We start from the raw sequence: 22,582 nt of genomic DNA, 5'->3' as shown, positions 1-22,582 counted from the left end.
CGAGACCCGGGTCGCCGCCGACCGCCCGCGCGGTCGGCGCTCGTGGAAGCTCCAGAGGCGCTACTGTCCTGGTCAACACCCGTCGCGGGGCCAGGCAGGCCTCGCGACGTTCGGAGGAAAGGCACGTCCCCCCAATGAGCCTGCGCTCCCCCGTGCGCGCGCGACGAACCCGGCTGCTCGCCGTGGTCTCGGCCGCCACCCTCACCCTCGGCCTCGTCCCGGCGGCGCTGTCACCGGGCGTCGCGCACGCCGAGACCGGCGGTGGGCTCCCCGTCCGTGCCCGGGCCCAGATCGAGGCGCTCGCCGCCGCCAAGGCCGCCCGCACCCCCGCCGAGAACAAGCTCGACAGCGCACTGCTGACCGCAGTCCAGCTGAGGGCTGGTCGTACGCTGCCCGGCGGCGTGGCCGTCGCTCCGCCGTTGACGCTGGACCGCGCCGGTCGTACCACGGTCGACATCCGGGGGACGGTGACGGCGGACCTGGTCGGCAGGGTCACGTCCCTCGGCGGCGTCATCCGCCACAGCTCGGTGGCGGACGGGGTGATCCGCGCCGATCTGCCGCTGGTGGCTGCGACCACGCTGAGCCAGTCGTCGCAGGTGCGCCGGATCTCCTCCGTGGCCGCGGGCGCCCAGTCACGTCGGGTGGGCGACCCTGTTCCGCTCGACAAGCGCCAGCGCGACGCCGTCCTGCAGCAGCGGCTGGCCGGAGCGGTGGCGGTCCCGAACGCGACGAGCCGCCGGTCGAGCACTGCCGCCACCCCGCAAGGATCGGTGGTGTCCGAGGGCGACCGGACGCACGGCGCCGACGTCGCCCGCGCGCGGCGGCACGTCTCGGGCGTCGGGGTCACCGTCGGGGTGCTGTCCGACGGTGTCGACTCCCTCTCCACCTCGATCGCGACCGGCGACCTGCCGGCCGGCACCCGGGCTCTCCCCGGCACCGCCGGCGCCGGTGACGAGGGCACCGCGATGCTCGAGATCGTGCACGACGTCGCACCCAAGGCGAGGTTGCTCTTCGCCACCGCCACCGACGGAGCTGACCGCTTCGCCGCGAACATCCGGGCACTGCGGGCCGCCGGGGCCGACGTCATCGTCGACGACTTCCTGTACTTTGCCGAGTCGCCTTTCCAGGACGGCCCGATCGCCCGAGCCGTGCTCGACGTCACCCACGACGGCGCCCTCTACCTGAGCTCGGCCGGGAACGACGGGAACCTCGACGACCAGACGTCCGGCACCTACGAGGGCGACTTCCGGTCGTCTGGACAGCCGCTGGGCGCCGAAGCCGGTATCGCCCACGACTTCGACCCGGGCCGCGGCGTCCAGCTGGTCGACCCGCTGTCACCCGCGTCGACCGGTGTGCCGGTGGTGCTCTGGTGGGCCGACCCGCTCGGCCGCGCCCGCGACGACTACGACGTCTACGCGGTCGACCCGGCCGGCGACGTCGTCGACTTTTCCAACGCCCGCCAGGACGGCGACGACGACCCGACCGAGATTCTCTTGAACCCCCTGGTTGAGGGCGGGACCCGGCTGGTGGTGGTGAAGTACGCCGGCGCGGACCGCTACTTCCAGCTCTCGGCGCTCCGCGGCCGCTTCGTCGGCGACGGCACCGTGAAGGCGTACGCCACCGCAGGCGCGACGCGCGGTCACGCGACGGTGCCGGCCGCGCTGGGCGTGGCGGCCGTCCCGGCAGCGGCCCCGCTGCCCGTCGAGCTCGAGCCTGGCGACCCCGCGTCGCCGGCCGGGCCCTACCCCGGCCGGTACACCCGCGCCCAGCTCTCCGAGCGCTTCACCTCCGACGGGCCCCGACGGATCTTCTTCTCCCCGACCGGCCGGCCGCTGACGCCGGGCAACCTCAGCTCCACCGGCGGAGTGCTGCGCCGGACCCCACGGCTCACGGCCGCGGACGGGGTGCAGACCTCCGTCCCGGGCTTCGCACCGTTCTTCGGCACGTCGGCGGCGGCGCCGCACGCGGCCGCGCTGGCGGCCCTCGCGCTCTCCGGCCATCCCGGGCTGAGACCGGCCGCCATCCGCCGCGCGCTGGCCCGCAGCACCCTCGACCTGGAACGCCGCGGCCCCGACCGCGACACCGGCGTCGGCGTCGTGGACGCCCCGACCCTGCTGCGGACCGTCCGGGCGACCGGACAGCCGTACGCCGAGGCGGCCGCCCCCGTCGTGGTCACCTCGACCGACGGCGACGCCTACCTCGAGTCAGGCGAGTGGGCCCGGGTGTCGGTTCCGGTGAGCAACACCGGCGACGTCACTGCCACCTACGTCCGGGTCAGGCTCACCAGCCCCACGGCCGGGGTGCGGGTTGGGCCGTCGGTCCGACGCTTGGACAACGTCGGCGTGGGCCGCTCCGCGTCGCGGACCTTCACCGTACGGGCGCCGGCCTCGCTGCCGGCCGGGTCACACGTCGCGCTGACCGCTCGGGTGGCGTTCCGGGGCGGGTTCAGCCCGCAGGTCGCGCACTCGGTGCTGCTCGTCGGCGAACCGTCGAGGACCATGGTCACCAGCACGTACGCGGGACCGCCGGCCGACATCCCCGACATCGACCCCGCGGGCACGAGCGTGCCGATCGAGGTACGCGGCGTGGGACCGGTCAGCGACCTCACCTTCTCGATCGACGGGTCCGCCTGCAGCACCGACCCGGGCAGCCCCACGGTCGGTATCGACCACACCTACGACGCCGACCTGGCTGGCACCCTGACCGCTCCCGACGGTACCGCCGTCCGCGTGTTCAACCGGGTCGGCGCTCAGGGACGCAACTTCTGCCAGACGGTGTTCAGCGACGCCGCGTCGCGGCCGATCCAGGCCGTGCTGGCCGAGGAGGCGCCGTTCACGGGCAGCTGGCGGCCGACCGAACCACTGTCGGCCTTCGACGGCCGGTCCGCCGACGGGACCTGGCGCTTCTCGGTGAGCGACGCCGCCCCGGCCGACGTGGGCTCGATCCGCGCCGTCTCGCTGCACGTCCGGGGGTTCGCGGCGCCGAGGCGCTGAGCGGGCGCGGTGTTGCGGCCAGTCAGGCTGGCCGGAGGTTGCTCCCCCGACTGGACTCGAACCAGTAACCTGCCGGTTAACAGCCGGCTGCTCTGCCAATTGAGCTACAGGGGATCGCGCCGAGGCGCGGATGAAAACATTACCAGCCGATCGGCTGGTGCCCTACCGGGACCAGGCGTCAGCGGAGGTCGTACTCGGCCCGGGTCTCGGCCAGCGCCAGGTCGACCGCATCGGCGATGCCCGGGGTGGCCAGGCTGAGTCCGCGAGTCAGCCGGGTGTGCCAGGAGATGGTGCCGGCGGCACCCAGGTCACGGCGGGCGCTGACCAGGACTCCGCGGTCGCCGGCGAGCGAGACGTACCGCTTGACCACGATGGTCGCTTCGACCCGCTCGCGGAACAGCTCCGGCAACCGGCCGGGGTCGTCGGCCTGGACCGCACCGCGGTGACCGTCGAGCAGCGCCCAGCTCAGCTGGCGCAGCTCGGCGTTCCAGCCGCCGTGCTCGATCACGTGCCAGCCGACGTGACCCCAGCCCGACGCGCCGCCGGCCGACAGCACGCTGGGGCTGCCGATGCAGAACTGGTCTTCGCCGTCTCGGGGCCGGACCGGCGCCCAGGCCAGGACGCGCGCCGACCGTCCCGGTTCGGCGCTCAGCGAGTCGACCCAGGAGTCGTAGGCCGGCCGGGGCAGCCCGCGCGCGCGCGAGAAACGGGAGGTCAGCGCAGGTCCAGGCACACCTCCAGTGTCTCTTGCCGGCACAGGACGCGGAGCCGCTCGAGCCCGCACTCCTCCAGCCGCCGTACCCGGGCCACCGACACCGACAGCCGGCGCGACGTGTCGGCCAGGCTGCAGACGCCGGCCTTGGTGAAGCCGAGCCGCAGCTCAAGGACCTGGCGTTCCGGCCATTCCAGCCGGCTCAGCAGCACCCGGACGTCCTCGGAGTCCGAGACCGGCTCGGCCGTCGGCGCCGCCCACGACCGTTCGACGTCGAGGCCGTCGAGCGGCTCCGGTGCGCGGTGGGCCAGCAGCGCCGCGGTCCACCGTTCCGGTCGGCCGAGCGCCGCGGCCACCTCCGCTACCGTCGGGTTCCGGCCGAGGCGCTGACCGAGCTCGACCTCGACGCCGCGGGCCGCCCGCAGCTGCTCCGCCCGGCTGGCCGGCAGGTTGAGGGCGCCCAGCCGACGGGCGCTCGCCGACCCCACGTACGCGCGGATCCACACCAGCGCGTACGTGGCGAACGCCAGCCCGCGGCGGTGGTCGAACCTCATGATCGCGATCATCAGGCCCAGGCACCCCTCCTGGAACAGGTCGGCCTCGCTGAGCCGGGTCCGGTTCGCGTACTGGCGGGCGACCATGGCCACGAGCCGCAGGTTGGCCCGGACGAACCGCTGCCACGCGCGTTCGCCCCGCTCCTCCAGGGCCCGCAGCTCCTCGGCCGTCGCCGTGGGACAGCCTTGCCGCCGGGCTTCTCGGGCCAGGACGCCCACCTCGATTTGACCGGCCAGCTGCACCACCTCCTCGGGGGTGAGCAGCGGTTCGGCGGTCAGGGCGGGGGCGTACGCGGGCATGTCTCCAGCCTCTGACGCGATCGCCCCTCGTAGGGCCGATCCGCCTCGGCTGTGGATGACCGTCAAGCACGCGGAAGGCTGTGGACAGCGCACTCTCGTCGGTAGGACGAAGCGCAACCCCTTCGGGCCCTCGACAAGCTCGGGACGCGTTAACCGGGCAACGCGCCCTGAGCAAGAGGGCGAGGGTGGCGCCATGGGAGCCGAAGATGCGCGGGCGCCGCCGGTCGGCACGGTGAGTCCGAAGGGCTCACCGGTTGGCCGTTCCTTGCCGACAGTGCCGAGGAAGCCGCTGACGGATGCTCCCGCTCCGACGTTTTCAGGCCTGTGAGCCTGGAAATGGCGATCTGCGGAGCATCGGTCAGCGGTCACGGCACACACACCCGCGTCGGTCACGAGATTTTTCGTTCACCCGTAGAGGCGGACCGAGTCCACCTTTCCGGCGCAACTGTCCATCTTCGTGTCAGCAAAGGAGCGTCTGCGGCACGTAGTGGATCCCGAAGATGCGCGCGGTCTCAGCCACCCGCGCCCTGAGCTTGGTCGTTGGCCTCGAAGAGGTTGCGCTGACTGTTCGGACGAGCTGGCGCAACCCCTTCGGGGCCCTCGACAAGCTCGGGACGCGTTACCCGGGCAACGCGCCCTGAGTCCGCCTACCCTGCGGGTCAGTCCAGGGCGCCGAGGCTGCGGGACTGCAGCTTTTTCCGGCGGGCCTCGAGCACGACCAGCTCGGAGAACATCTGGTTGTACTTCTGCTGGGCCTCGACCGGGTTGGTGCGCTGCAGCTTGGACTTGAGCTCGGCGATGGCCCGCATCACCGTCAGCAGCTGCAGGCCGGCGGAGTGCGCGACCACGAAGCGGGAGGTCACCGCCCCCTGCACGGGCAACGGCTCCACGGCCAGCGACACGATCAACGACGTGAGCTGCTCGTGCTCGGCGGCGGCGGTGATCCGGTGCACCCAGTCCTCGGTCCCGCCGTCCTCGGTGGCGGCCTTCTCGACCGCGGTGAAGACCGCCGCGTACGCAGGGTGGGTGAAGTCGCTGCTGCTGATGCCGTCCCAGCCCGGCCGGAACAGGTCCGGGGCCTGGATCAACAGCTTGGCCGTCTCCCGTTCCGTGGCCAGCAGCCGGTCGTGCGGGTCCGGTAGCACCGCACGGGCGGGACGCTGCTCGGTCGGCTCCGGGACCGGCTCGGCGGCCCTCCGGCTGGAACGGCTGGCGGCCCGCAGCACCTCGGTCCGGATCTCCTCGAAGTCCTCGTTGCCGAGCAGCTTGGCCAGCTCGCGCACGTACCGCTCGACCATCACCTTGTCGCGGATGCTCGCCACCAGCGGGGCAGCCTCCCGCAGCGCCGACAACCGGCCGTCAGCCCGGTCGAGGTCGTGCTTGGACAAGACGTTGGTCATCACGAACCGGTACAGCGGCACCCGCCGGCCGACCAGCTCGCGGACGGCGGCGTCGCCGTGCTGCAACCGCAGGTCGCAGGGGTCGAGGCCGGTCGGCTCGATGGCCACGTAGGTCTGGGCGACGAAGTTCTGGTCACCGGAGAACACCTTGAGCGCGGCCGCCTGGCCGGCCGCGTCCCCGTCGAAGGTGAAGATCACCTCGCCGCGGAAGGCGTCGTGGTCGCCCATCAGCCGCCGGAGCAGCTTGGCGTGGTCGTCGCCGAACGCCGTGCCGCAGGAGGCGACCGCGGTGTCCACGCCGGCGAGGTGCGCCGCCATCACGTCGGTGTAGCCCTCGACGACCACGGCCTGGCTCTTGCGACCAATCGGCTGCCGGGCCAGGTCGAGCCCGTAGAGGACGTGAGACTTCTTGTAGAGCGGGGTCTCCGGGGTGTTCAGGTACTTGGCCGGCATCCGGTCGTCGTCGAACAGCCGCCGGGCGCCGAAGCCGATCACCTGACGGCCGGAGTCGCGGATCGGCCACAGCAGCCGGCTCTGGAAGAAGTCGTAGCCCGACTCGCGGACGAGCCCGCCCGCCACCAGCTCGCGGTCGGTGAAGCCGCGGCCGCGCAGGTGGGCCGACAGCACCCGGCCGCCCCGCGGCGCGAAACCGACGCCGAACAGCTCCGCGGCCGCACGGTCGAAGCCGCGTTCGGCCAGGAACTGCCGGCCCACCAGGGCGTCAGGGCTGGCCAGCTGCTCGGCGTAGAACTCGGCGGCGGCGAGGTGGGCCTCCATCAGCCGTAGCCGCATCCCCGGCTCGGGCCGGGGGCCGGAGTCGTCGGTGTAGCGGAGCTGGATGCCGACCTGGTCGGCCAGCCGCTCGACCGTCTCGGCAAAGCTCAGGTTGTCGACCCGCTGCACGAAGCTGATGACGTCGCCGCCCTCGCCGCACCCGAAGCAGTAGTAGAAGCCGCGGGACGGGGTGACCTGGAAGCTCGGCGTCTTCTCGTCGTGGAACGGGCACAGGCCTTTGAGCGACCCGCCGCCGGCGTTCCGCAGCGCCACGTACGCGCCGACGACCTGTTCGATCTTGGCCCGCTCACGGACGGCGACGACGTCGTCGTCGTTGATCCGGCCCGCCACGCCGCTGAGTTTACGCCGCTCCGCCGACCGGGCCCGCCGCCTACGCTGGGGTTGTGGACAACCTGCCTCCGACGACCACGAACCCCCGGACCGTGCCCTGGCTGGTCTTCGACGGGGACTGCGCGTTCTGTACGACGAGCGCCCAGTGGGTCGCTGGCCGGCTGCACCGGCCAGGCGGTCCGGACGCCCACCTGGTGCCCTGGCAGTTCACCGACCTGGCCGCCCTCGGTGCGACCGCGGAACGGGCGCAGACCGAGGTGCTGTGGGTGACGCCGGACGGCGCCGTCAGCGGTGGAGCAGCGGCGTTCGCGGCGTGGCTGCGCTTCCGCGGCGGGCCGTACGGCCTGGTCGGTCAGGCGATGACCGCCCCGGGCGTCCGGTCGCTAGCCGCGCTGGTCTACCGGTTCGTCGCCCGGCACCGCGACCAGATGCCCGGCGGGACGCCCGCCTGCGCGCTGACGCCGCCGGGCTCGCACCCCGCTACCCCACGGCACTAGCCGCTCCAGCGGCGCGAAGGCCAGCCAGCAGACCAGGGTCGGCGCGAAGTGGATGTACAGGATCGCGAGGGTGAAGACGTGGAAGCCCATCCAGAACAGGGCGGCCGCGAGCAGGGCTCGGCCGCGGAGCCACAGCACCACCCACGACGTCAGCTCGGCGGCGAAGGCGAACCACTGCATGACGTGCAAGAGGCCTGGGAAGGGCAGCAGGAACTGGCCGAGCCCATGCGGCCGGCGGACGATCGCCCAGGTGAGGATGAAGCTCTCCGGCCACGAGGTCAGGCTCCAGCCGCCGCTGCGGATCTTGGTCAGCGCCGACAGGAAATAGGTGCTCATCACCGCGATCTGGACGACCTTGAGCACCCAGCCGGCCTGGGCGGACGCGTCCCGGCTGCGCCAGCGGTCCCGGACCGGACCGACGGTGGGCAGCAGCCAGAGCGCGATCACCAGCGCCATGTGGTCGTGGTCGACCTTGCCGTAGCTCATCCCGATCGCCGTCCACCACGTGAACGCGGCCGCGACCACCCAGCCCGCCAGCCGAGGCAGCCGGTTGGCGGCGGCGACCAGCGACCCGACCACCAGCACCACGTACAGCGTGACGGTGAGCGGCACGCTCGGTGGCGGCAGCGCGAAGAGCCGTTCGACCGTCAGCGGGGCGTAGAGCTCGGGGTGGCGGCTGAGCGGGATCGGGTCCCGGACGAAGGCGTTGATGTCGAGCACGACGAACAGGTAGACCGCCGTCCGGAACACGGCGAGGCGCGCCTCGGGCATCACCGGGGCGAACCAGCCGACGATGCGCGCGCCCGTCGACGGGCTCTGCGAACGTGAGGGCAGCAGGGTGCTCACCGGGGCACCGTCCAGGTGGCCAGCTCGTGCAGCTCGGTCGCGCCTCGGCGCCCCTGCACCAGCTGGGTCTCGTCCTGGACGAGCCAGACCCGCTGCAGGGCGGGCTCGTCTCGGTGCCGAGACGTCCAGCCGTCGGTGATGGACTGGAGCAACGACGGGTCGGCCTCGATGGCGGGGATCCGCGCCTCGACCTCGGCGCGGCCGATCCCGACCGAACCGTCCCGCAGCGGCAGGTCGATCCGGCGACCGTCGGCCAGCAGCCCCTCGACCCGGGTGATCACCACGGTGTCGTTGGCGGGCGGGGAGAACGCGTACTGCGACATCGGTCCGAACGGCCAGACGTCGTCGCTCATCCGCAACGAGCCGTTCAGCAACAGCCCCGCCACGACCAGGGTGAGGGCCACCCGCCAGACCAGCCCGGCCCGGCTGATCGGCCGGATGCGGACCTCAGACACTCGTCTCCGCCGCCAGCAGGGCCGTGATCAGCGGTCGCAGCAACCGCCCGTTGGGGACCGGCCGGGTGATGTCGCAGATCAGGATGCAGGCGCTGCGGCGGCCGCGGCCGTACGCCAGGTCGACCTCGCGCACCGGGCCGGCCAGCGTGCTGCTCACCGGGTCATCGTACGGCCGTCCGCCGAGACCGCTGGGCAACATCGAGTAGAGGACGGCCGCATAGTCGCGGCCGTTCTCTACTCGATATCGACCTCAGCTGCAGGACGGAGCCGGTAGGTCCTCGCGTACCGCGGCGGCGTCGGCGGGGTAGATCTGGGTGATGGCCAATACGGCGGGCACGGCGTCCGGGTCGCCGGTCCGGTAGAAGTTCCGGACGTAGTGCGGGGCCACCTCGGTGAACGACTGCCCGGCCGTCCAGGTGTGGCGCTCGCGGCAACCGACCTGCTGGACGATGGTGCCGGAGACCACCGTCGCCACGACGATCCCCGGGTGCTGGTGCCAGCCGGAGTACGCGCCGGCGCCGTAGGTGAGGGTGAAGCTACGCACCTTGGTCGCGCCCTGGGTCCTGAGCGTGACACCGTCCTGAGCGGCTGTGGTCGGGCCGGCGAGGGTGCCGGTCGTGTCGTTCGTCGGCGTAGTGCCTTTGCCGGGCGTCGCTGTCGCGCTCGAGCCGGCCAGTCCGCAGAACAGCAGCGCACTGGCGATGGCGAGGGCCAGAACTCTTCTCACGATCACTCCTCGGTGTCGGGGGACATGAATACCGAGGCTCACTATCGTGCGGCCGGGGCCGACCCGCCAGAGGTTCGCACGCAGGAAATAGCGCCCCCGCTCAGTCGACCGCGTCCAGCCGGTAGAGCACCGCATGGTCGGGGTCGACGCTGGCGGCGGTCAGCCCGGCCGAGGCGAGCACGGCCCCGTTCAGCACGACCCCCGACCGCGGACCGTCGGCGTCCCACCAGGCGGGCGGGTGGAGTCCGCTCGGGGTCGCCCCCACGTCCAGCGGGACGACCCGGTAGCGCCGCGTCGGGTCCAGCCCCGGGAACCGCAACCGGCCGAGCGAGGCGACCGCGGACCGCGCCACCGAGGCGAAGGCAAAGATGGCGGCCGATCGGTCAGGCGCCACCACGCCGTTCGCGATCAGGGCGTCGTCGGGGAAGTCGAGCCGAACCACGTCAGCGCCGAGCAGCAGCTGTCGGTTCCCCCGGTAGAAGGCGATCCACTCCCCCAGCTCCGTCAGCTCCTCGGGACTCGCCTGGGCCAGGTCCCACTCGATGCCCAGGTGGCCGAAGACGGCCGTCGCCGCGCGGAAGGAAAGGTCGTGCACCCGACCGGTGGTGTGGGAGCGGCCGGACGCGATGTGGGCGCCCATCATCTCCGGCGGGATCAGCTGGGTCGTCCAGCGGTGCATCTCCTGCCGTTCCAGCGGGTCGATGCAGTCCGACACCCAGACCCGTTCGGTCCGCTGCAGCACCTCAAGGTCGACCCGGGCGCCGCCGGAGGAGCAGGACTCGATCTCGAGGCCGGGGTGAGCCGCCTTGATCTCGTCCAGCAGCCGGTAGAAGGCCAGCGTCTGCTCGTGCACGCCCGGCCGGCCGCTCGGCGCCGTACCGGCGTCGATCAGGTCGCGGTTGTGGTCCCACTTGATGTAGCCGATGGCGTACTCGTCGAGGATGGCCAGGATGGCGTCGCGGATGTAGACGTAGCACTCGGGGATGCCGAGGTTGATCACCTGCTGCTGACGGGACTCGACCGGCCACCGGTCGCCGGTGGCCATGATCCACTCCGGATGGGCGCGGGCCACGTCGGAGTCGGGGTTGACCATCTCGGGCTCGAACCAGAGCCCGAACTCCATCCCGAGCTCGCGCACCCGGTCGATGAGCGGGTGCAGGCCCTCGGGCCACACGTCGGGCGACACGGTCCAGTCGCCCAGCCCGGCGAGGTCGTTGCGCCGGGCCCCGAACCAGCCGTCGTCGAGGACGTAGCGCTCGACACCGAGCACGGCGGCTCGTTCGGCCAGGTCCAGCAGCCGTTCGAGGTCGTGGTCGAAGTACACCGCCTCCCAGACGTTCAGGGTGACCGGGCGGTCGCGGTCAGGGTGCTGCGGCCGCGAGCGCAGGTAACGGTGGAAGCGGTGGGCGACCTCGTCCAGCCCGCGCCCGTACGAGCCGTACAGCCACGGCGAGGTGTAGGACTCCCCGGGGGCCAGGCGCACCTCACCGGGCAGCAGCAGCTCGCCGCCGCCGATCAGCTGGTGGCCGGTGAAGACCCGCTCGGCGTAGTGGGTGTGGTTGCCGCTCCACGCGGTGTGCACCGCCCAGATCTCGCCCTCGGCGAAGCCGAAGCCGGGTGTGCCCAGGTGCAGCACGGTCGCGGCGTCCGGTCCGGTCCGGCCCTTGCGGCCCTCGCGGACGTGCTGGCCGACGGTGAGCGGGCTGCGGTGCGGCGTCCGCTCCTTGCCCCAGCGCCCCGCGAAGTCGAGGATCTCGCGCGCGACGGTCGGCACCGGGTACGCCAGTACGAGGTCGTCGAGCTGGTACGCGTCCGCGCCGGTGTTGGTGACCCGAGCCCGGCTGCGCAGCAGTCCGCCCGCGGTGAGCTCGACGGTGAGAGTCAACGCCAGACCGGCGGCGGTGTCCTCCGCGTCGACCTCGACCGCGGCCGTACTCGCCTCGACCAGAGTGGGGCCGTCGGCGGCGCCCTCGACCGCGTTCCCTTCCAGCCGGACCGCGGTGGAGGTGAAGCGGGGCGACCAGTCAGCGCCGCCGCGGGAGCCGCTCAGTCCCGGTCGCCCGACCCAGCCGGTCCAGTGCTCGGGCAGCAGCGCCACCCGGATGGTCTCGTCCACCTGGTTGTTGTCGGCGTGGGTGTAGCCGCCCTGGACCAGGGCGACGACCTCGTCGAGGCTCTGCACCCCGAGGTCCGGCCCCCAGTGGGCGAGGGCCGGCAACCGGCCGTCGGCGACGTCCAGGACGGCGCACACCCCTTCCGCGCGCAGCACGACGTACACGTTGGCGGGGTTGGCCACGATGCCTCTTCTTCGAGCTAGTTTGTTGTGGATCCGGGTTCTTCGAGCTGGACGGCCCTCGCGGACCGAGAACGCCTCAGCCTACCGAGCGCTGGACCTCGGCTCACGGAGGCCGTGCTCGCCACCGATCCCGGGCGGCAGCCGGTCCGCGGGCCAGTCGAGGTGGTGCACGGCCATGTCGAAGGCGTAGCGGTCGGTCATCCCGGCGACGTAGGTGACCGCCGCCCGGACCGGGTCGTCGGCTGCGGTCGGCCCTTCGGTCAGCGGCAGCGTCTCGGGCTGGCTGACGTAGAACTCGACCAGGGCCCGCAGCACCTCGACGACGGCCTGCGACTGGGCAAGGGACTCCGGGCGGACGTAGATCCGCTCGTAGTTGAAGGCACGCAGGACGCCGAGCGCGGACGCCTGCGCTGCGGGCATGCCGACCTCGCCGTGTTCGGCGATCCCGCGGACCACCGCGCGGACGAAGGTGCCCAGCTGCTCGCGCCGGTTGCGTCCGGCGACCTCGGCGACCTCGGCGGGCAGGTCACCGGCGGCGACGATGCCGGCGTGCACGGCGTCCTCGAGGTCGTGGGCGCAGTAGGCGATCCGGTCGGCCCAGCTGACGATCTCGCCCTCCACCGTCCGCGGCGCCGGCCGCGACCAGGAGTGGTTGCGGATGCCGTCGAGGGTCTCGGCGCACAGGTTGAGCCCGGTCAGCACGACGTCGGCCCCCCAGGGTCCGTGGTCGTAGCCCTCGGGCAGGAAGGTGTCGAACGCGTCCTCGCTGGCGTGCCCGCCGGGGCCGTGGCCGCAGTCGTGGCCGAGCGCGATCGCCTCGGTCAGGCTGACGTTCACCCCGGCCCCCCGGGCGATGGAGGTGGCGACCTGGGCGACCTCGAGGGCGTGGGTGAGCCGGGTTCGCTGGTGGTCGCTGGGATAGACGACGACCTGGGTCTTGCCCGCCAGCCGGCGGAAGGCCGTCGAGTGCACGATCCGGTCCCGGTCCCGCTCGAAGCAGGTCCGTTCCACGTCGGGGGCCTCGGGCACCGCGCGGTGCCCGGCGCCGCGGGCCAGGGTCGCACCCGGCCGCAGCAGCTCGTGCTCGCGCTGCTCCCGCAGCTCGCGGCCCACCAGCGGCCCCGGACCGACCTCGGCCCGCGAGCCCGCGTGGGCGCGCACCAGGTCGCCGTCGCCGTACCCGGTCATGGTGCCGGCCCAGGCTCGGGCTCGCGGTGACGGCCCCCCGGCGCCCTCAGCCACCCGAGACGCCCAGCTCGGCGTCCGCCAGGTCGAGGTCGGCGCCGGAGGTGTCCTCGAGCCAGTGCTCGGGCAGCGACACCTTGTCCTTGGGGGCGCCCTGGCGGCCGCGCGGGCTGCCGAGCTCAGACACCGGGTAGGGAGCGCTCGGGTCGAGCCGGGCGAGCTGGGCGTCCAGGTCGGCGAGGGAGCTGATCAGGCCCAGGCCGCGGCGGATCTCGCTACCCACCGGGAAACCCTTCAGGTACCAGGCCATGTGCTTGCGGAGCTCAGTGCAGCCGTACCGCTCGTCGCTCAGTCCGACCAACAGCTCGGCGTGCCGACGGATCATCGCCGCCACCTCGCCGAGGTCCGGGAGCGTCCGGGTCGCCCGGCCCGCGAAGGCGTCGGCCAGGTCGCGGAACAGCCACGGCCGGCCGAGGCAGCCGCGGCCGACCACGACGCCGTCAGCTCCGGTCTCGGCCACCATCGCCAACGCGTCGGACGCCTCCCAGATGTCGCCGTTGCCGAGCACCGGGATCGAGACGTGCGCCTTGAGGGCAGCGATGGCCGTCCAGTCGGCGACGCCCGAATAGGCCTGCTGGGCCGTGCGGCCGTGCAGGGCGATCGCCGCAATCCCTGCCTGCTCAGCGATCCGGCCCGCATCGAGGTAGGTCTGATGATCATCATCGATCCCGATCCGGGTCTTGATCGTCACCGGGACGCCGTACGGGCTCGCGGCCGCGACCGTCGCGTCCAAGATCATCTTCAGCCGGTCCCGCTTGTACGGCAGGGCTGCGCCGCCGCCCTTGCGCGTCACCTTGGGCACCGGGCAGCCGAAGTTGAGGTCCACGTGCCCGACCCCGTGCTCGGTGATCAAGATCTCCGTGGCCTGGGCCATGATCATCGGGTGCACCCCGTACAGCTGCACCGACCGGACCCTCTCACCCGGGTCGAACTGCAGCATCTGCAGGGTTTTCCGGTCCCGCGCGACCACGCCGCGGCTGGTGATCATCTCGCAGACGTACAGTCCGGCGCCCTGCTCCCGGCACAGCTGCCGGTACGCCGCGTTGGTCACGCCAGCCATCGGGGCGAGCACCACCGGTGTCGGCACCTCGATCCGGCCGATCCTCAGACCCGTCGGAGGTCCAGGAAGCGCAACCTCTGACGAGGCCTTCGACAAGCTCAGGACGCGTGATGCGGTCAGCATCCGAGGAGCCGGGCCCCGAGGTAGGCCTCCACCTGGCTGAGCGAGACGCGTTCCTGCGACATGCTGTCGCGCTCGCGGACGGTGACGGCGTCGTCCTCGAGGGTCTCGAAGTCGACGGTCAGGCAGTACGGGGTGCCGATCTCGTCCTGGCGACGGTAGCGGCGACCGATCGCCTGGGCGTCGTCGAAGTCGACGTTCCAGTGTTGGCGCAGGGCGGTGGCCAGGCCGCGGGCCTTCGGCGACAGCGCCTCGTTACGAGACAGCGGCAACACGGCGACCTTGACCGGCGCGAGCCGCGGGTCGAGCTTGAGCACGGTCCGCTTGTCGACCCCGCCCTTGGTGTTGGGGGCCTCGTCCTCGGTGTAGGCCTCGATCAGGAAGGCCATCAGCGACCGGGTCAGACCGGCGGCCGGCTCGATCACGTACGGCAGGTAGCGCTCGCCGCTCGCCTGGTCGAAGTAGGACAGGTCGGTGCCCGAGTGCTCGCTGTGGGTCCGGAGGTCGAAGTCGGTCCGGTTGGCGACGCCTTCCAGCTCACCCCACTCGCTACCGGCGAAACCGAACCGGTACTCGATGTCCACGGTCCGCTTGGAGTAGTGCGAGAGCTTTTCCTGCGGGTGCTCGAAGTGCCGCAGGTTGTCTGCGGCAATGCCGAGCCCGGTGTACCAGCGGGTCCGCTCGTCGATCCAGAGCTGGTGCCACTCCTCGTCGGTGCCCGGCACCACGAAGAACTCCATCTCCATCTGCTCGAACTCGCGGGTACGGAAGATGAAGTTGCCGGGGGTGATCTCGTTGCGGAACGACTTGCCGACCTGGCCGATGCCGAACGGCGGCTTCTTGCGGCTGGTCTGCACGACGTTCGCGAAGTTGACGAAGATGCCCTGCGCGGTCTCGGGCCGCAGGTAGTGCCGGCCCGACTCGTCCTCGACCACGCCGAGGTAGGTCGAGAGCAGGCCGTTGAACATCCGCGGCTCGGTGTACTGGCCGCGGGTGCCGCAGTGCGGGCAGGGGACCTCGGTCAGCGCCACCGCGTCGGGGTCGGGCAGCCCCTTGCGCTCGGCGTACTCCTCCTGCAGGTGGTCGGCGCGGAAGCGCTTGTGACAGCTCAGGCACTCCACCAGCGGGTCGACGAACGCCTTGAGGTGGCCCGAGGCCGCCCAGACCGGCGTCGGCAGGATGACCGAGGAGTCGAGGCCGACGACGTCGTCGCGGCTCGTGACCATCGAGCGCCACCACTGACGCTTGATGTTCTCCTTCAGCTCGACCCCGAGCGGCCCGTAGTCCCAGGCGGAACGCGTGCCCCCGTAGATCTCCCCGGACGGAAACACGAAGCCCCGTCGCTTGCACAGGCTGATGACGCTGTCGAGACGGTTCTGGGCGGTACTGGTCGGGGCCACGGTTTGACTACTCCAAGCTGCATGACGGGCGCGCCGATCCCCGGCTGGGATGGCGGAGGTGTCGCCTCCTGGACGCGGAGACAGCCACCCCAGCCTAACGAGTCCCGGCCGATCACCTCACGTGAGCGCGGCCCGGGCGGACCGGCTCAGCCCGCCTTGGTCTGCCGCTGCCACTCGGCGGCGATCTGGTCGAGGGCGTCGTGGTCGAGGCTCATCCCGGCGAAGTTGGCCAGGGTGCTCATCGGCATCGTGCCGATCACCTCGAGCAGCTCGTCCTCGAGCACGGTCGCGGGCTGGCCGTCCTTGACCTGGCGCTCGACCAGGTCACGTCCGACCGGATCGCTCATCCACTCCTGCAGTGTCGAGTCGCGGCTGAGGGGCTCGGCCAGCCGCGGCGCGGCGACGTAGACGGTCGCGGTGAGCGGCAGGTCCCGCGAGCTCGACCCGACCTCCACCCGGAAGTCACCCTCCTCAACGGCCCAGCGACCGTGCCGGATCGACCAGAAGGCGAACGCACGCTGGTCGAGCTCGATGCTCACCCGCTGCGAGGCCCCAGCCTCCAGCGTGACCTTGGCGAAGCCTTTGAGCTCGCGGACGGGGCGGGCGACGCTGGACTCGACGTCGGAGACGTAGAGCTGCACGACCTCGGCCCCGGCCCGGTCGCCGGTGTTCGTGACGGTCACCGTGACCGTGGCCGCCAGGGTCCCCTCGGCGACCGACCCGCGGCTGCTGACCGTCAGGTCCGCCATCGCAAAGGTGGTGTAGGACAGCCCGAACCCGAACGGGAACGCGACGTCCTGCGCGGACTGGTCGTAGCCGCGGTAGCCGATGAACAGCCCCTCGCCGTAGTGGACGACCTGGGAGTCGCCCGGGAAGTTCAGATATGAGGAGTTGTCCTCGAGCCGGTGCGGGATGGTCTCGGCGAGCCGGCCGGAGGGGTTCACCGCGCCGCTGAGCACGTCGACGATCCCGCCGCCGGCGGCCTGGCCGCCGAGCCAGGCCTCCACCAGGGCCCTCGCGTGCGGCGTGACCTCCCCGAGCACCACCGACGAGCCGTTGACCAGGACGACAGCGACGTTGGGGTTCACGGCCGCGACCGCGGCCAGCAAGGATCGCTGGTCAGCCGGCAGGTCGAGGTGCGTCCGGTCGAAGCCCTCGGACTCGTCCGCCCCCGGCAGCCCGATCACCACCACGACCGTGTCAGCGGCGCCGGCCACCCGTTCCGCCTCGGCGACCAGCCCAGTCTCGACCTCAGCGTCGTCGCCGGGCTCACCGACGGTGTAGCCGGGCGCGAAGGGTACGTCGCCGTAGACCGCCCGCAGCTCGTCCAGCAGGGCGTCCAGGCGGGTCGGGGTGACCTGCGAGGAGCCGGCGCCCTGGTAGCGCGGGGTGCGGGCGAACTCGCCGACGACCGCAACCGACCCTGTCGCGGGCAGCGGTAGCAGGCCGTCGTTCTTCAGCAGCACCACCGACGCGGCGGCCGCCTCGCGGGCCAGTGCGTGGTGGGCGTCGGGGTCGTACGACTCGTCCAGCTCGAGCACGGGCATGCCCTTGGCCACCAGCTCCAGCACCGTCCGGACCCGCTGGTCCAGCACCGCCAGCGGCACCTCGCCGGCCTCGACGGCCGCGATCACCTGCTCGGGGCTGCGGCCCAGCGCGGGCGGCATCTCCAGGTCCGTACCCGCCAGCAGTGCGGGCACCCGGTGGTAGACCGCGCCCCAGTCCGACACGACCAGGCCCTCGAAGCCGAACTCGTCGCGCAGCACCGTCTGGAGCAGCCACGGGTTCTCCGAGGCCGACTGCCCGTTGACCTTGTTGTAGGAGCACATGATCGTCCACGGCTGCTCAGCGCGCACGACCCGTTCGAAGGCGGGCAGGTAGATCTCGCGCAGGGTCCGCTCGTCGACCCGGGCGTCGACGCGGAGCCGGTCGGTCTCCTGGTTGTTGGCGGCGTAGTGCTTGACCGAGGTCCCGACGCCGCGTGACTGGATGCCGTGCACGATCCCGACGGCGAGCTCGCCGGCCAGGAAGGGGTCCTCGGAGAAGTACTCGAAGTTGCGACCGCAGAGCGGGGACCGCTTCATGTTGATGCCCGGGCCGAGGATCACCGACAGGTTGCACGCCCGGGCCTCCTGGGCCAGCGCCTCACCGATCCGCGTCAGCAGCGCCGGGTCCCAGGCCGAGGCGATCGCCGAGGCCGTCGGGAAGCAGGTCGCCGGCAACGACCCGCCCAGCCCGAGGTGGTCGCTGTCGCCCGGTTGGGCGCGCAGGCCGTGCGGACCGTCGGAGACCATGATCCTGGGGATCCCCAGCCGTTCCACCGGCGCGGTGTACCAGAAGGCGGAACCGCTGGTCAGCGACGCCTTCTCCGCCAGTGTCAGCTCGGTCAGCAGTCGGTCGATGTCAAGCATCGCGTCCCCTCAGGTCAGGTTCAAGCAGGAGGTCGACGCCGAGCGCAAGGTCGGCATCGACTTCATCCCACCGTAGGGGTTTTCGCGTTCTGGCTCTAGTGGCGCGCTGTCTCACCAGCCCGGCGCAGGCGCCCCGCGGGCCCAGTTCTCCCCCACCAGCTCGGGACTCTCGTACGCCGAGGGCTCATCGACCGCGAGCGAGAGCAGCGGCACCACCACCGACTTGGACTCGATCCCGCTGAGCGCCCGCCGGTATGACCCCACGTCGGCCCAGCGGGTGGTGATGGTCCACAGCTCCGGCTCGTCGAGGTTGCGCCCGAAGTCCAGCGACAGCAGACCATCCCGGCGCCGGAGCACGGCGATCGCCGCCTCAGCCTGGTCTCGGAAGCGGTCCTCCGCCTCCGGAGGGACGCGGAACCTGCTGAGCACGATCACGAGGTCAGTATCGCTTGCTCGTAGGAAACGCGCCCTGAGCTTGTCGAAGGCCTCGAAGAGGTTGCGGGGTTCCGTCAGCAAGAGCCAGCGCAACCCCTTCGGGGCCCTCGACAGGCTCGGGAGGCGTTCGTGGGGTCGGGCGGGAAGACATAGTCTCAGGCACTTCTCAACCTCGCGACACACGGACGACATCTGGCGCCCTTAGCGTTCTGCCACGAGCCGACCTGTCGGACGCAGCTGAGCTCACGCACCCACCATCTCGACCAGCCCGGCAGGAGGACCGATGATCGAGCACGTCGACCCCTTCGTCGGAACCTCTGCGACCGATCTGCCGCCTCAGACCGGGCTCGCCGCGACCTGGTGGTGGCCCAAGCCGCAGGTCGGCAACACCCATCCCGGGGCCACCTACCCCTTCGGCATGGTTTCGGCCTGCGCCTACTCCGGCGCCTACCCGACCGGCTACGGCCTGTACGAGCTGAACACCGAGGGCGTCCCGCCGCAGCTGCACGACCGCCAGCTCGCGTCCGGCTTCACCCACTTCCAGCAGTCGGGCACCGGCGCGATCCGCAAGTACTACAACTACTTCCGCGTCACCCCGATGATCGAGCCGCTCGACAGTCTCGGCCAGCAGTGGGACCTGCGCGACGAGCGGGCCGAGCCCGGCTACTACGCCGCCACCCTCAGCTCCGGCATCCGGGCCGAGCTGACGGTCGGACCCAAGAGCGCGGTGCACCGCTACACCTTCCCCGCCCACAAGGACGCGCGGCTGGTGATCGACTTCTCCGCCGGCGGGCTCGGCATCCCGTACGGGACCACGGTGCCGCTGCGCGCTCACCTCGAGGCGCTCGCCCCCGGGGTCGCCCAGGCCGAGATCGTGGTCGAGGGAGCCCCACTGGCGGTGCACCTCGAGTGCGACGTCGGCGACTGGCGCCAGCTGCTCTGGTACGACCGGCGGCTGATGCCCGGCGGTACCCGACTGGACTTTGACCGGATCCGGCCGACCACGCTGCGTCCCTTCGGGCTGATGTGGCGCGGCAAGGCCGAGCCGGGCCGGGTGATCGAGCTGCGGTTCGGCTTCTCGTTGCGCGGCGTCGAGCAGGCCAAGGCCAACCTGGTCGCCGACTGCGGGGCCACCGCCACGACCGCGAACCTGCCGACCGTCGTCGGAGCCGCCCTCACGGGGACCGCCGTCACCTCGACCTCGTTCGACGCCCGGCACGCCGAGACCTCGGCTCGTTGGCGCCAGCACCTGAGCAAGATCCGCGTGGAGACCCCGTCGGTCGACCGGCAACGGGTGTTCGCCACCGCGCTGTACCACTCCCTGATCAAGCCGTGCTTCGCCGCCGACGAGAGCCCGTTCTGGCCGACCGACGGGTCGTTCGTCTTCGACCTCTGCACGATGTGGGACATCTACCGCACCCAGCTGCCGCTGATCACCGCGCTGTTCCCCGAGCGAGCGGTCGAGCTCGCGAACGCTCTGCTCAACGTCAGCGAGGAGGAGGGCAACCTGCCGATCGGCTACCGGATGGCCAAGGGCGCCGACCGCTTCTCCCGCCAGGGCAGCGCCTTGGCTCAGACGTTCCTGGCCGACCTCTGTCAGCTCGGGGTCACCGAGGTCGACTGGGACTGGGCGCTGGTGCACATGGACCTCGATCTCCGCCGTGGGTACGGCGAGGAGTACCTGCTACGCGGCGTCGCCCACCCGGTCACCCACACCCTCGACCTGGCCTTCGGCTACCACTGCACCGCGCTGGTCGCCCGTTACGTCGGCGACCTGCAGCTCGCCACCCAGTGCGAGGCGCTCGCCACCCAGTGGCGGAACGCGTTCGACGCCGAGTCGGGGCTGCTGGTCGACTCCTCCTTCTACGAGGGCGGCAAGTGGAACTACTCGTTCCGGGTGCTCCACGACATGCAGGCCCGGGTCGACCTCGCCGGTGGCGACGACGCGTTCCTCGCGCTGCTCGACGCGTTTTTCGGCTACGGCGCGGAGCCGGTGCAGCAGGTGGGCGTCCGACCCAGCGTGGCCGAGCTGCTCGCCGGCTACGGGCTGAACCGCTTCGAGGGTCTCAACAACGAACCCGACATGGAGGTCCCCTGGGCCTACCACTACGTCGGCCGGCCCGACCGCACCGCCGAGGTGGTGCACGCCGCCGTCCACGGCCAGTTCGGCCTGGGACGCGGCGGGCTACCCGGCAACGACGACTCCGGGGGCTTGAGCTCCTGGTACGTCTGGGCCTCGCTCGGGCTGTTCCCGATCGCCGGCCAGTCGCTCTACCTGGTCAACGCCCCCTCGTTCTCCGAGGCCCGGATGGACCTCGGAGGCGAAGAGCTGGCGATCGAGACCAGCGGCTTCGTCGAGCCGCACGCGGGCGGCCCGGTGCAGTACGTCCAGTCGGTCACCTTCAACGGCACGCCCGTGACGCAGAGCTGGATCAGTGCCCGCGAGCTGCACCGCGGCGGCCGGCTGCTGATCGACCTCGGCCCGGAGCCGTCCGGCTGGGGCACCACCACCCGGCCGCCGTCGGTCAGCCCGCCTGACCCGATCCCCTCCCCCTCCCCCTCCCCCTCCCCACCAGCGTGAGCCACCACCCGACCCCCGCCCGGTCAGACCGACCGGGCCAGCAGAAAGGCCGGAGCATGAACCGACGAGGACGTCACGTCCCCCAGCCCCGCCGCCGACTCGTGATCGTGGTCCGGGCGGACCCGGTGATCTGCGGGCACTCCGGTGAGGCCCGCAACCTCGCCGAGGCCGCCCTGGAGCGCGGCTTCACCGAGGTGCGGATCGTGACCTGGCCGCTCGACCGGCTGGTCGAGACCGGCCTGCCGCTGAAGCCGCTGGACGGGGTGACCCCGTACAGCGTGGGCATCGAGGTGGAACGGCCCGCGCCGGTCGGGGACTACAAGGTGCCCGACGGCCGCTATCTGGCGGGCCTGATCGGCCGGTTGGTGGAGCTCTTCACCGACGGCGTGCCGACGGTCTGCATGTCGCTCTACCTGAGTCCGCACACCATCGCGGTCTCGGACGCGGTCCGGGTCGCCCGCGCGACCGGTCTGCCGGTCAACGTGACCACCATCGCCGAAGCGGTCGGCTCCGACGTGACCAACGTCGTCCGCCACTGTGCCGACGAGGGCCGCTTCGGGGCGGCCGCGCACGTCCTCACCGCCTACCTCGGCAGCGACGTGCCGGTCGCGGTATCGGAGTACACCCGCCAGCTGATCATCTCTTCGGCTGAGGAGCTCGACGCCATCCACGGCACCCGCTTCGCCGCCGAGTGCCGCAAGCGGGTGCAGATCTCCTACCCGGCGATCAACACCGCCGACTACCTGACGCTGGACCTCGACCGGTTTGCCGCCACCCTGGAGCACCGCGGGCTGCACCGCAACGGCTACGTGTTGTTCCTGTCGCGGCTGGCGAACGCCAAGGGCGTGGACGAGCTGATCGCCGGCTTCGCCACCAGCGAGCGGGCCGCCGGGCTGACCCTGGTCATCGCCGGCAACGGACCCGAGGCGGGACACCTCCGCCGGGTGGCCGCCGCCTCGTCGGTCGCATCTCGGATCGTCTTCCTCGACGACGTCGACGACGAGGAGAAGCCGTACCTGATGGCCGGCAGCGCTGCCTTCGTGCTGCCGAGCAAGCCGCGGCCCGAGTTCGTCGAGACCTTCGGGATCGCCCTGGTGGAAAAGATGCTGGCCGGCGGCGGTCCGCTGATCACCACCGACACCGGCGGCATCGGCGAGGCCGTTGGCGACACCGCCCTGATCGTGCCCGTCGAGGACCCGGCCGCGATCGCCGCCGCCCTGGACGAGGCCCTCAGCCTGCCCGAGCACGAGCGGGAGGCGATGGAGCTGCGGGCCCGCGAGCACGCGCTGCAGTTCGACCGCGGCCGCGTCTTCGACCGGCTGATCGCCCGGCTCAGCCCCGAGACCGCGGCGGTGGGCGCGCTGAGCACGCTCTAGAGCCGGATCGCGCGCCTCCGTCGAAAGGAGGAGCCGGTGAACACGCTTT

Annotated in this window: 18 protein-coding genes and 1 tRNA gene; 5 read left to right on the top strand and 14 right to left on the bottom strand. The window is 71.8% G+C overall.

What is annotated here, in order from left to right; all coding sequences use genetic code 11:
• The first annotated feature begins 152 nt into the window (after positions 1–152).
• Positions 153–2,993 (top strand): S8 family serine peptidase, encoded by a 2,841-nt coding sequence (locus ACFE76_RS18540; RefSeq protein ID WP_375433265.1) that lies wholly within the window; start codon positions 153–155, stop codon positions 2,991–2,993.
• A 41-nt stretch (positions 2,994–3,034) separates the two neighbouring features.
• Here ACFE76_RS18540 and ACFE76_RS18535 read toward each other — a convergent pair.
• The 3 genes from ACFE76_RS18535 to ACFE76_RS18525 form a co-directional block, all read right to left on the bottom strand.
• Positions 3,035–3,107: transfer RNA gene (locus ACFE76_RS18535), tRNA-Asn, on the bottom strand.
• A gap of 64 nt (positions 3,108–3,171) precedes the next feature.
• Positions 3,172–3,726 (bottom strand): hypothetical protein, encoded by a 555-nt coding sequence (locus ACFE76_RS18530; RefSeq protein WP_375433264.1) that lies wholly within the window; start codon positions 3,724–3,726, stop codon positions 3,172–3,174.
• The gene (locus ACFE76_RS18525) at positions 3,708–4,559 is read right to left on the bottom strand and encodes a sigma-70 family RNA polymerase sigma factor (RefSeq protein ID WP_375433263.1); all 852 of its coding nucleotides are present in this window, start codon (positions 4,557–4,559) and stop codon (positions 3,708–3,710) included. The genes ACFE76_RS18530 and ACFE76_RS18525 overlap by 19 nt, the downstream gene beginning before the upstream one ends.
• Before the next feature lie 500 nt (positions 4,560–5,059).
• On the opposite strand from ACFE76_RS18525, the gene ACFE76_RS18520 reads away from it, so the two are divergent.
• Complete coding sequence (locus tag ACFE76_RS18520; RefSeq protein ID WP_375433262.1) at positions 5,060–5,200, top strand: hypothetical protein; 141 nt, start codon at positions 5,060–5,062, stop codon at positions 5,198–5,200.
• Positions 5,201–5,218: 18 nt separating this feature from the next.
• Here ACFE76_RS18520 and dnaG read toward each other — a convergent pair whose 3' ends face one another.
• Positions 5,219–7,084: a DNA primase gene (gene dnaG, locus ACFE76_RS18515; protein ID WP_375433261.1), complete on the bottom strand. Its 1,866-nt coding sequence runs from the start codon at positions 7,082–7,084 to the stop codon at positions 5,219–5,221.
• Between the two features lie 53 nt (positions 7,085–7,137).
• Here dnaG and ACFE76_RS18510 point away from each other — a divergent pair, with 53 nt between their 5' ends.
• On the top strand, positions 7,138–7,581 hold the full coding sequence (locus ACFE76_RS18510; RefSeq protein WP_375433260.1) for a thiol-disulfide oxidoreductase DCC family protein: 444 nt from the start codon (positions 7,138–7,140) through the stop codon (positions 7,579–7,581).
• On the opposite strand, the gene ACFE76_RS18505 is transcribed toward ACFE76_RS18510, so the two are convergent.
• The 10 genes from ACFE76_RS18505 to ACFE76_RS18460 all read right to left on the bottom strand — a co-directional run bounded on the left by ACFE76_RS18505 (position 7,468) and on the right by ACFE76_RS18460 (position 18,576).
• Positions 7,468–8,427 carry a hypothetical protein gene (locus ACFE76_RS18505; RefSeq protein WP_375433259.1) on the bottom strand — a complete coding sequence of 320 codons (960 nt, stop codon included), beginning with the start codon at positions 8,425–8,427 and terminating at the stop codon, positions 7,468–7,470. The genes ACFE76_RS18510 and ACFE76_RS18505 overlap by 114 nt on opposite strands.
• Complete coding sequence (locus ACFE76_RS18500; protein WP_375433258.1) at positions 8,424–8,882, bottom strand: hypothetical protein; 459 nt, start codon at positions 8,880–8,882, stop codon at positions 8,424–8,426. Before ACFE76_RS18500 ends, ACFE76_RS18505 begins: the two co-directional genes overlap by 4 nt.
• Entirely contained in the window at positions 8,875–9,039 is a 165-nt protein-coding gene (locus tag ACFE76_RS18495; RefSeq protein ID WP_375433257.1) for a hypothetical protein, read from the bottom strand. Before ACFE76_RS18495 ends, ACFE76_RS18500 begins: the two co-directional genes overlap by 8 nt.
• 93 nt (positions 9,040–9,132) lie before the next feature.
• Positions 9,133–9,609, bottom strand: coding sequence for a hypothetical protein (locus tag ACFE76_RS18490; protein ID WP_375433256.1), 477 nt, complete (start codon positions 9,607–9,609; stop codon positions 9,133–9,135).
• A gap of 100 nt (positions 9,610–9,709) precedes the next feature.
• Positions 9,710–11,905, bottom strand: coding sequence for an alpha-galactosidase (locus ACFE76_RS18485; protein ID WP_375433255.1), 2,196 nt, complete (start codon positions 11,903–11,905; stop codon positions 9,710–9,712).
• Between the two features lie 81 nt (positions 11,906–11,986).
• Positions 11,987–13,093: an HD domain-containing protein gene (locus tag ACFE76_RS18480; RefSeq protein ID WP_375433254.1), complete on the bottom strand. Its 1,107-nt coding sequence runs from the start codon at positions 13,091–13,093 to the stop codon at positions 11,987–11,989.
• A gap of 46 nt (positions 13,094–13,139) precedes the next feature.
• Complete coding sequence (gene dusB, locus ACFE76_RS18475; protein ID WP_375433253.1) at positions 13,140–14,333, bottom strand: tRNA dihydrouridine synthase DusB; 1,194 nt, start codon at positions 14,331–14,333, stop codon at positions 13,140–13,142.
• The gene (locus tag ACFE76_RS18470; protein ID WP_375433252.1) at positions 14,327–15,730 is read right to left on the bottom strand and encodes a glycine--tRNA ligase; all 1,404 of its coding nucleotides are present in this window, start codon (positions 15,728–15,730) and stop codon (positions 14,327–14,329) included. Before ACFE76_RS18470 ends, dusB begins: the two co-directional genes overlap by 7 nt.
• 146 nt (positions 15,731–15,876) lie before the next feature.
• Complete coding sequence (locus ACFE76_RS18465; RefSeq protein WP_375433251.1) at positions 15,877–18,141, bottom strand: glycoside hydrolase family 3 C-terminal domain-containing protein; 2,265 nt, start codon at positions 18,139–18,141, stop codon at positions 15,877–15,879.
• A gap of 111 nt (positions 18,142–18,252) precedes the next feature.
• Entirely contained in the window at positions 18,253–18,576 is a 324-nt protein-coding gene (locus ACFE76_RS18460) for an antibiotic biosynthesis monooxygenase family protein (protein WP_375433250.1), read from the bottom strand.
• Between the two features lie 283 nt (positions 18,577–18,859).
• Here ACFE76_RS18460 and ACFE76_RS18455 point away from each other — a divergent pair, with 283 nt between their 5' ends.
• Complete coding sequence (locus ACFE76_RS18455) at positions 18,860–21,157, top strand: glycoside hydrolase domain-containing protein (protein ID WP_375433249.1); 2,298 nt, start codon at positions 18,860–18,862, stop codon at positions 21,155–21,157.
• A gap of 56 nt (positions 21,158–21,213) precedes the next feature.
• A complete protein-coding gene (locus ACFE76_RS18450) occupies positions 21,214–22,533 on the top strand; it encodes a glycosyltransferase (RefSeq protein WP_375433248.1) in 1,320 nt (439 codons plus the stop codon).
• The last annotated feature ends 49 nt before the right edge of the window (positions 22,534–22,582 follow it).

Source organism: uncultured Friedmanniella sp. (assembly GCF_964244005.1).
Classification (GTDB): Bacteria; Actinomycetota; Actinomycetes; order Propionibacteriales; family Propionibacteriaceae; genus Microlunatus.
This window is presented reverse-complemented; position numbering and strand designations above follow the sequence as displayed.

Coding starts and splice junctions, on each gene's coding strand:
- ACFE76_RS18450 (WP_375433248.1), top strand. CDS start 21,214: ATGAACCGACGAGGACGTCACGTCCCCCAGCCCCGCCGCCGACTCGTG.
- ACFE76_RS18480 (WP_375433254.1), bottom strand. CDS start 13,093: ATGACCGGGTACGGCGACGGCGACCTGGTGCGCGCCCACGCGGGCTCG.
- ACFE76_RS18520 (WP_375433262.1), top strand. CDS start 5,060: ATGCGCGCGGTCTCAGCCACCCGCGCCCTGAGCTTGGTCGTTGGCCTC.
- ACFE76_RS18455 (WP_375433249.1), top strand. CDS start 18,860: ATGATCGAGCACGTCGACCCCTTCGTCGGAACCTCTGCGACCGATCTG.
- ACFE76_RS18525 (WP_375433263.1), bottom strand. CDS start 4,559: ATGCCCGCGTACGCCCCCGCCCTGACCGCCGAACCGCTGCTCACCCCC.
- ACFE76_RS18465 (WP_375433251.1), bottom strand. CDS start 18,141: ATGCTTGACATCGACCGACTGCTGACCGAGCTGACACTGGCGGAGAAG.
- dusB (WP_375433253.1), bottom strand. CDS start 14,333: ATGCTGACCGCATCACGCGTCCTGAGCTTGTCGAAGGCCTCGTCAGAG.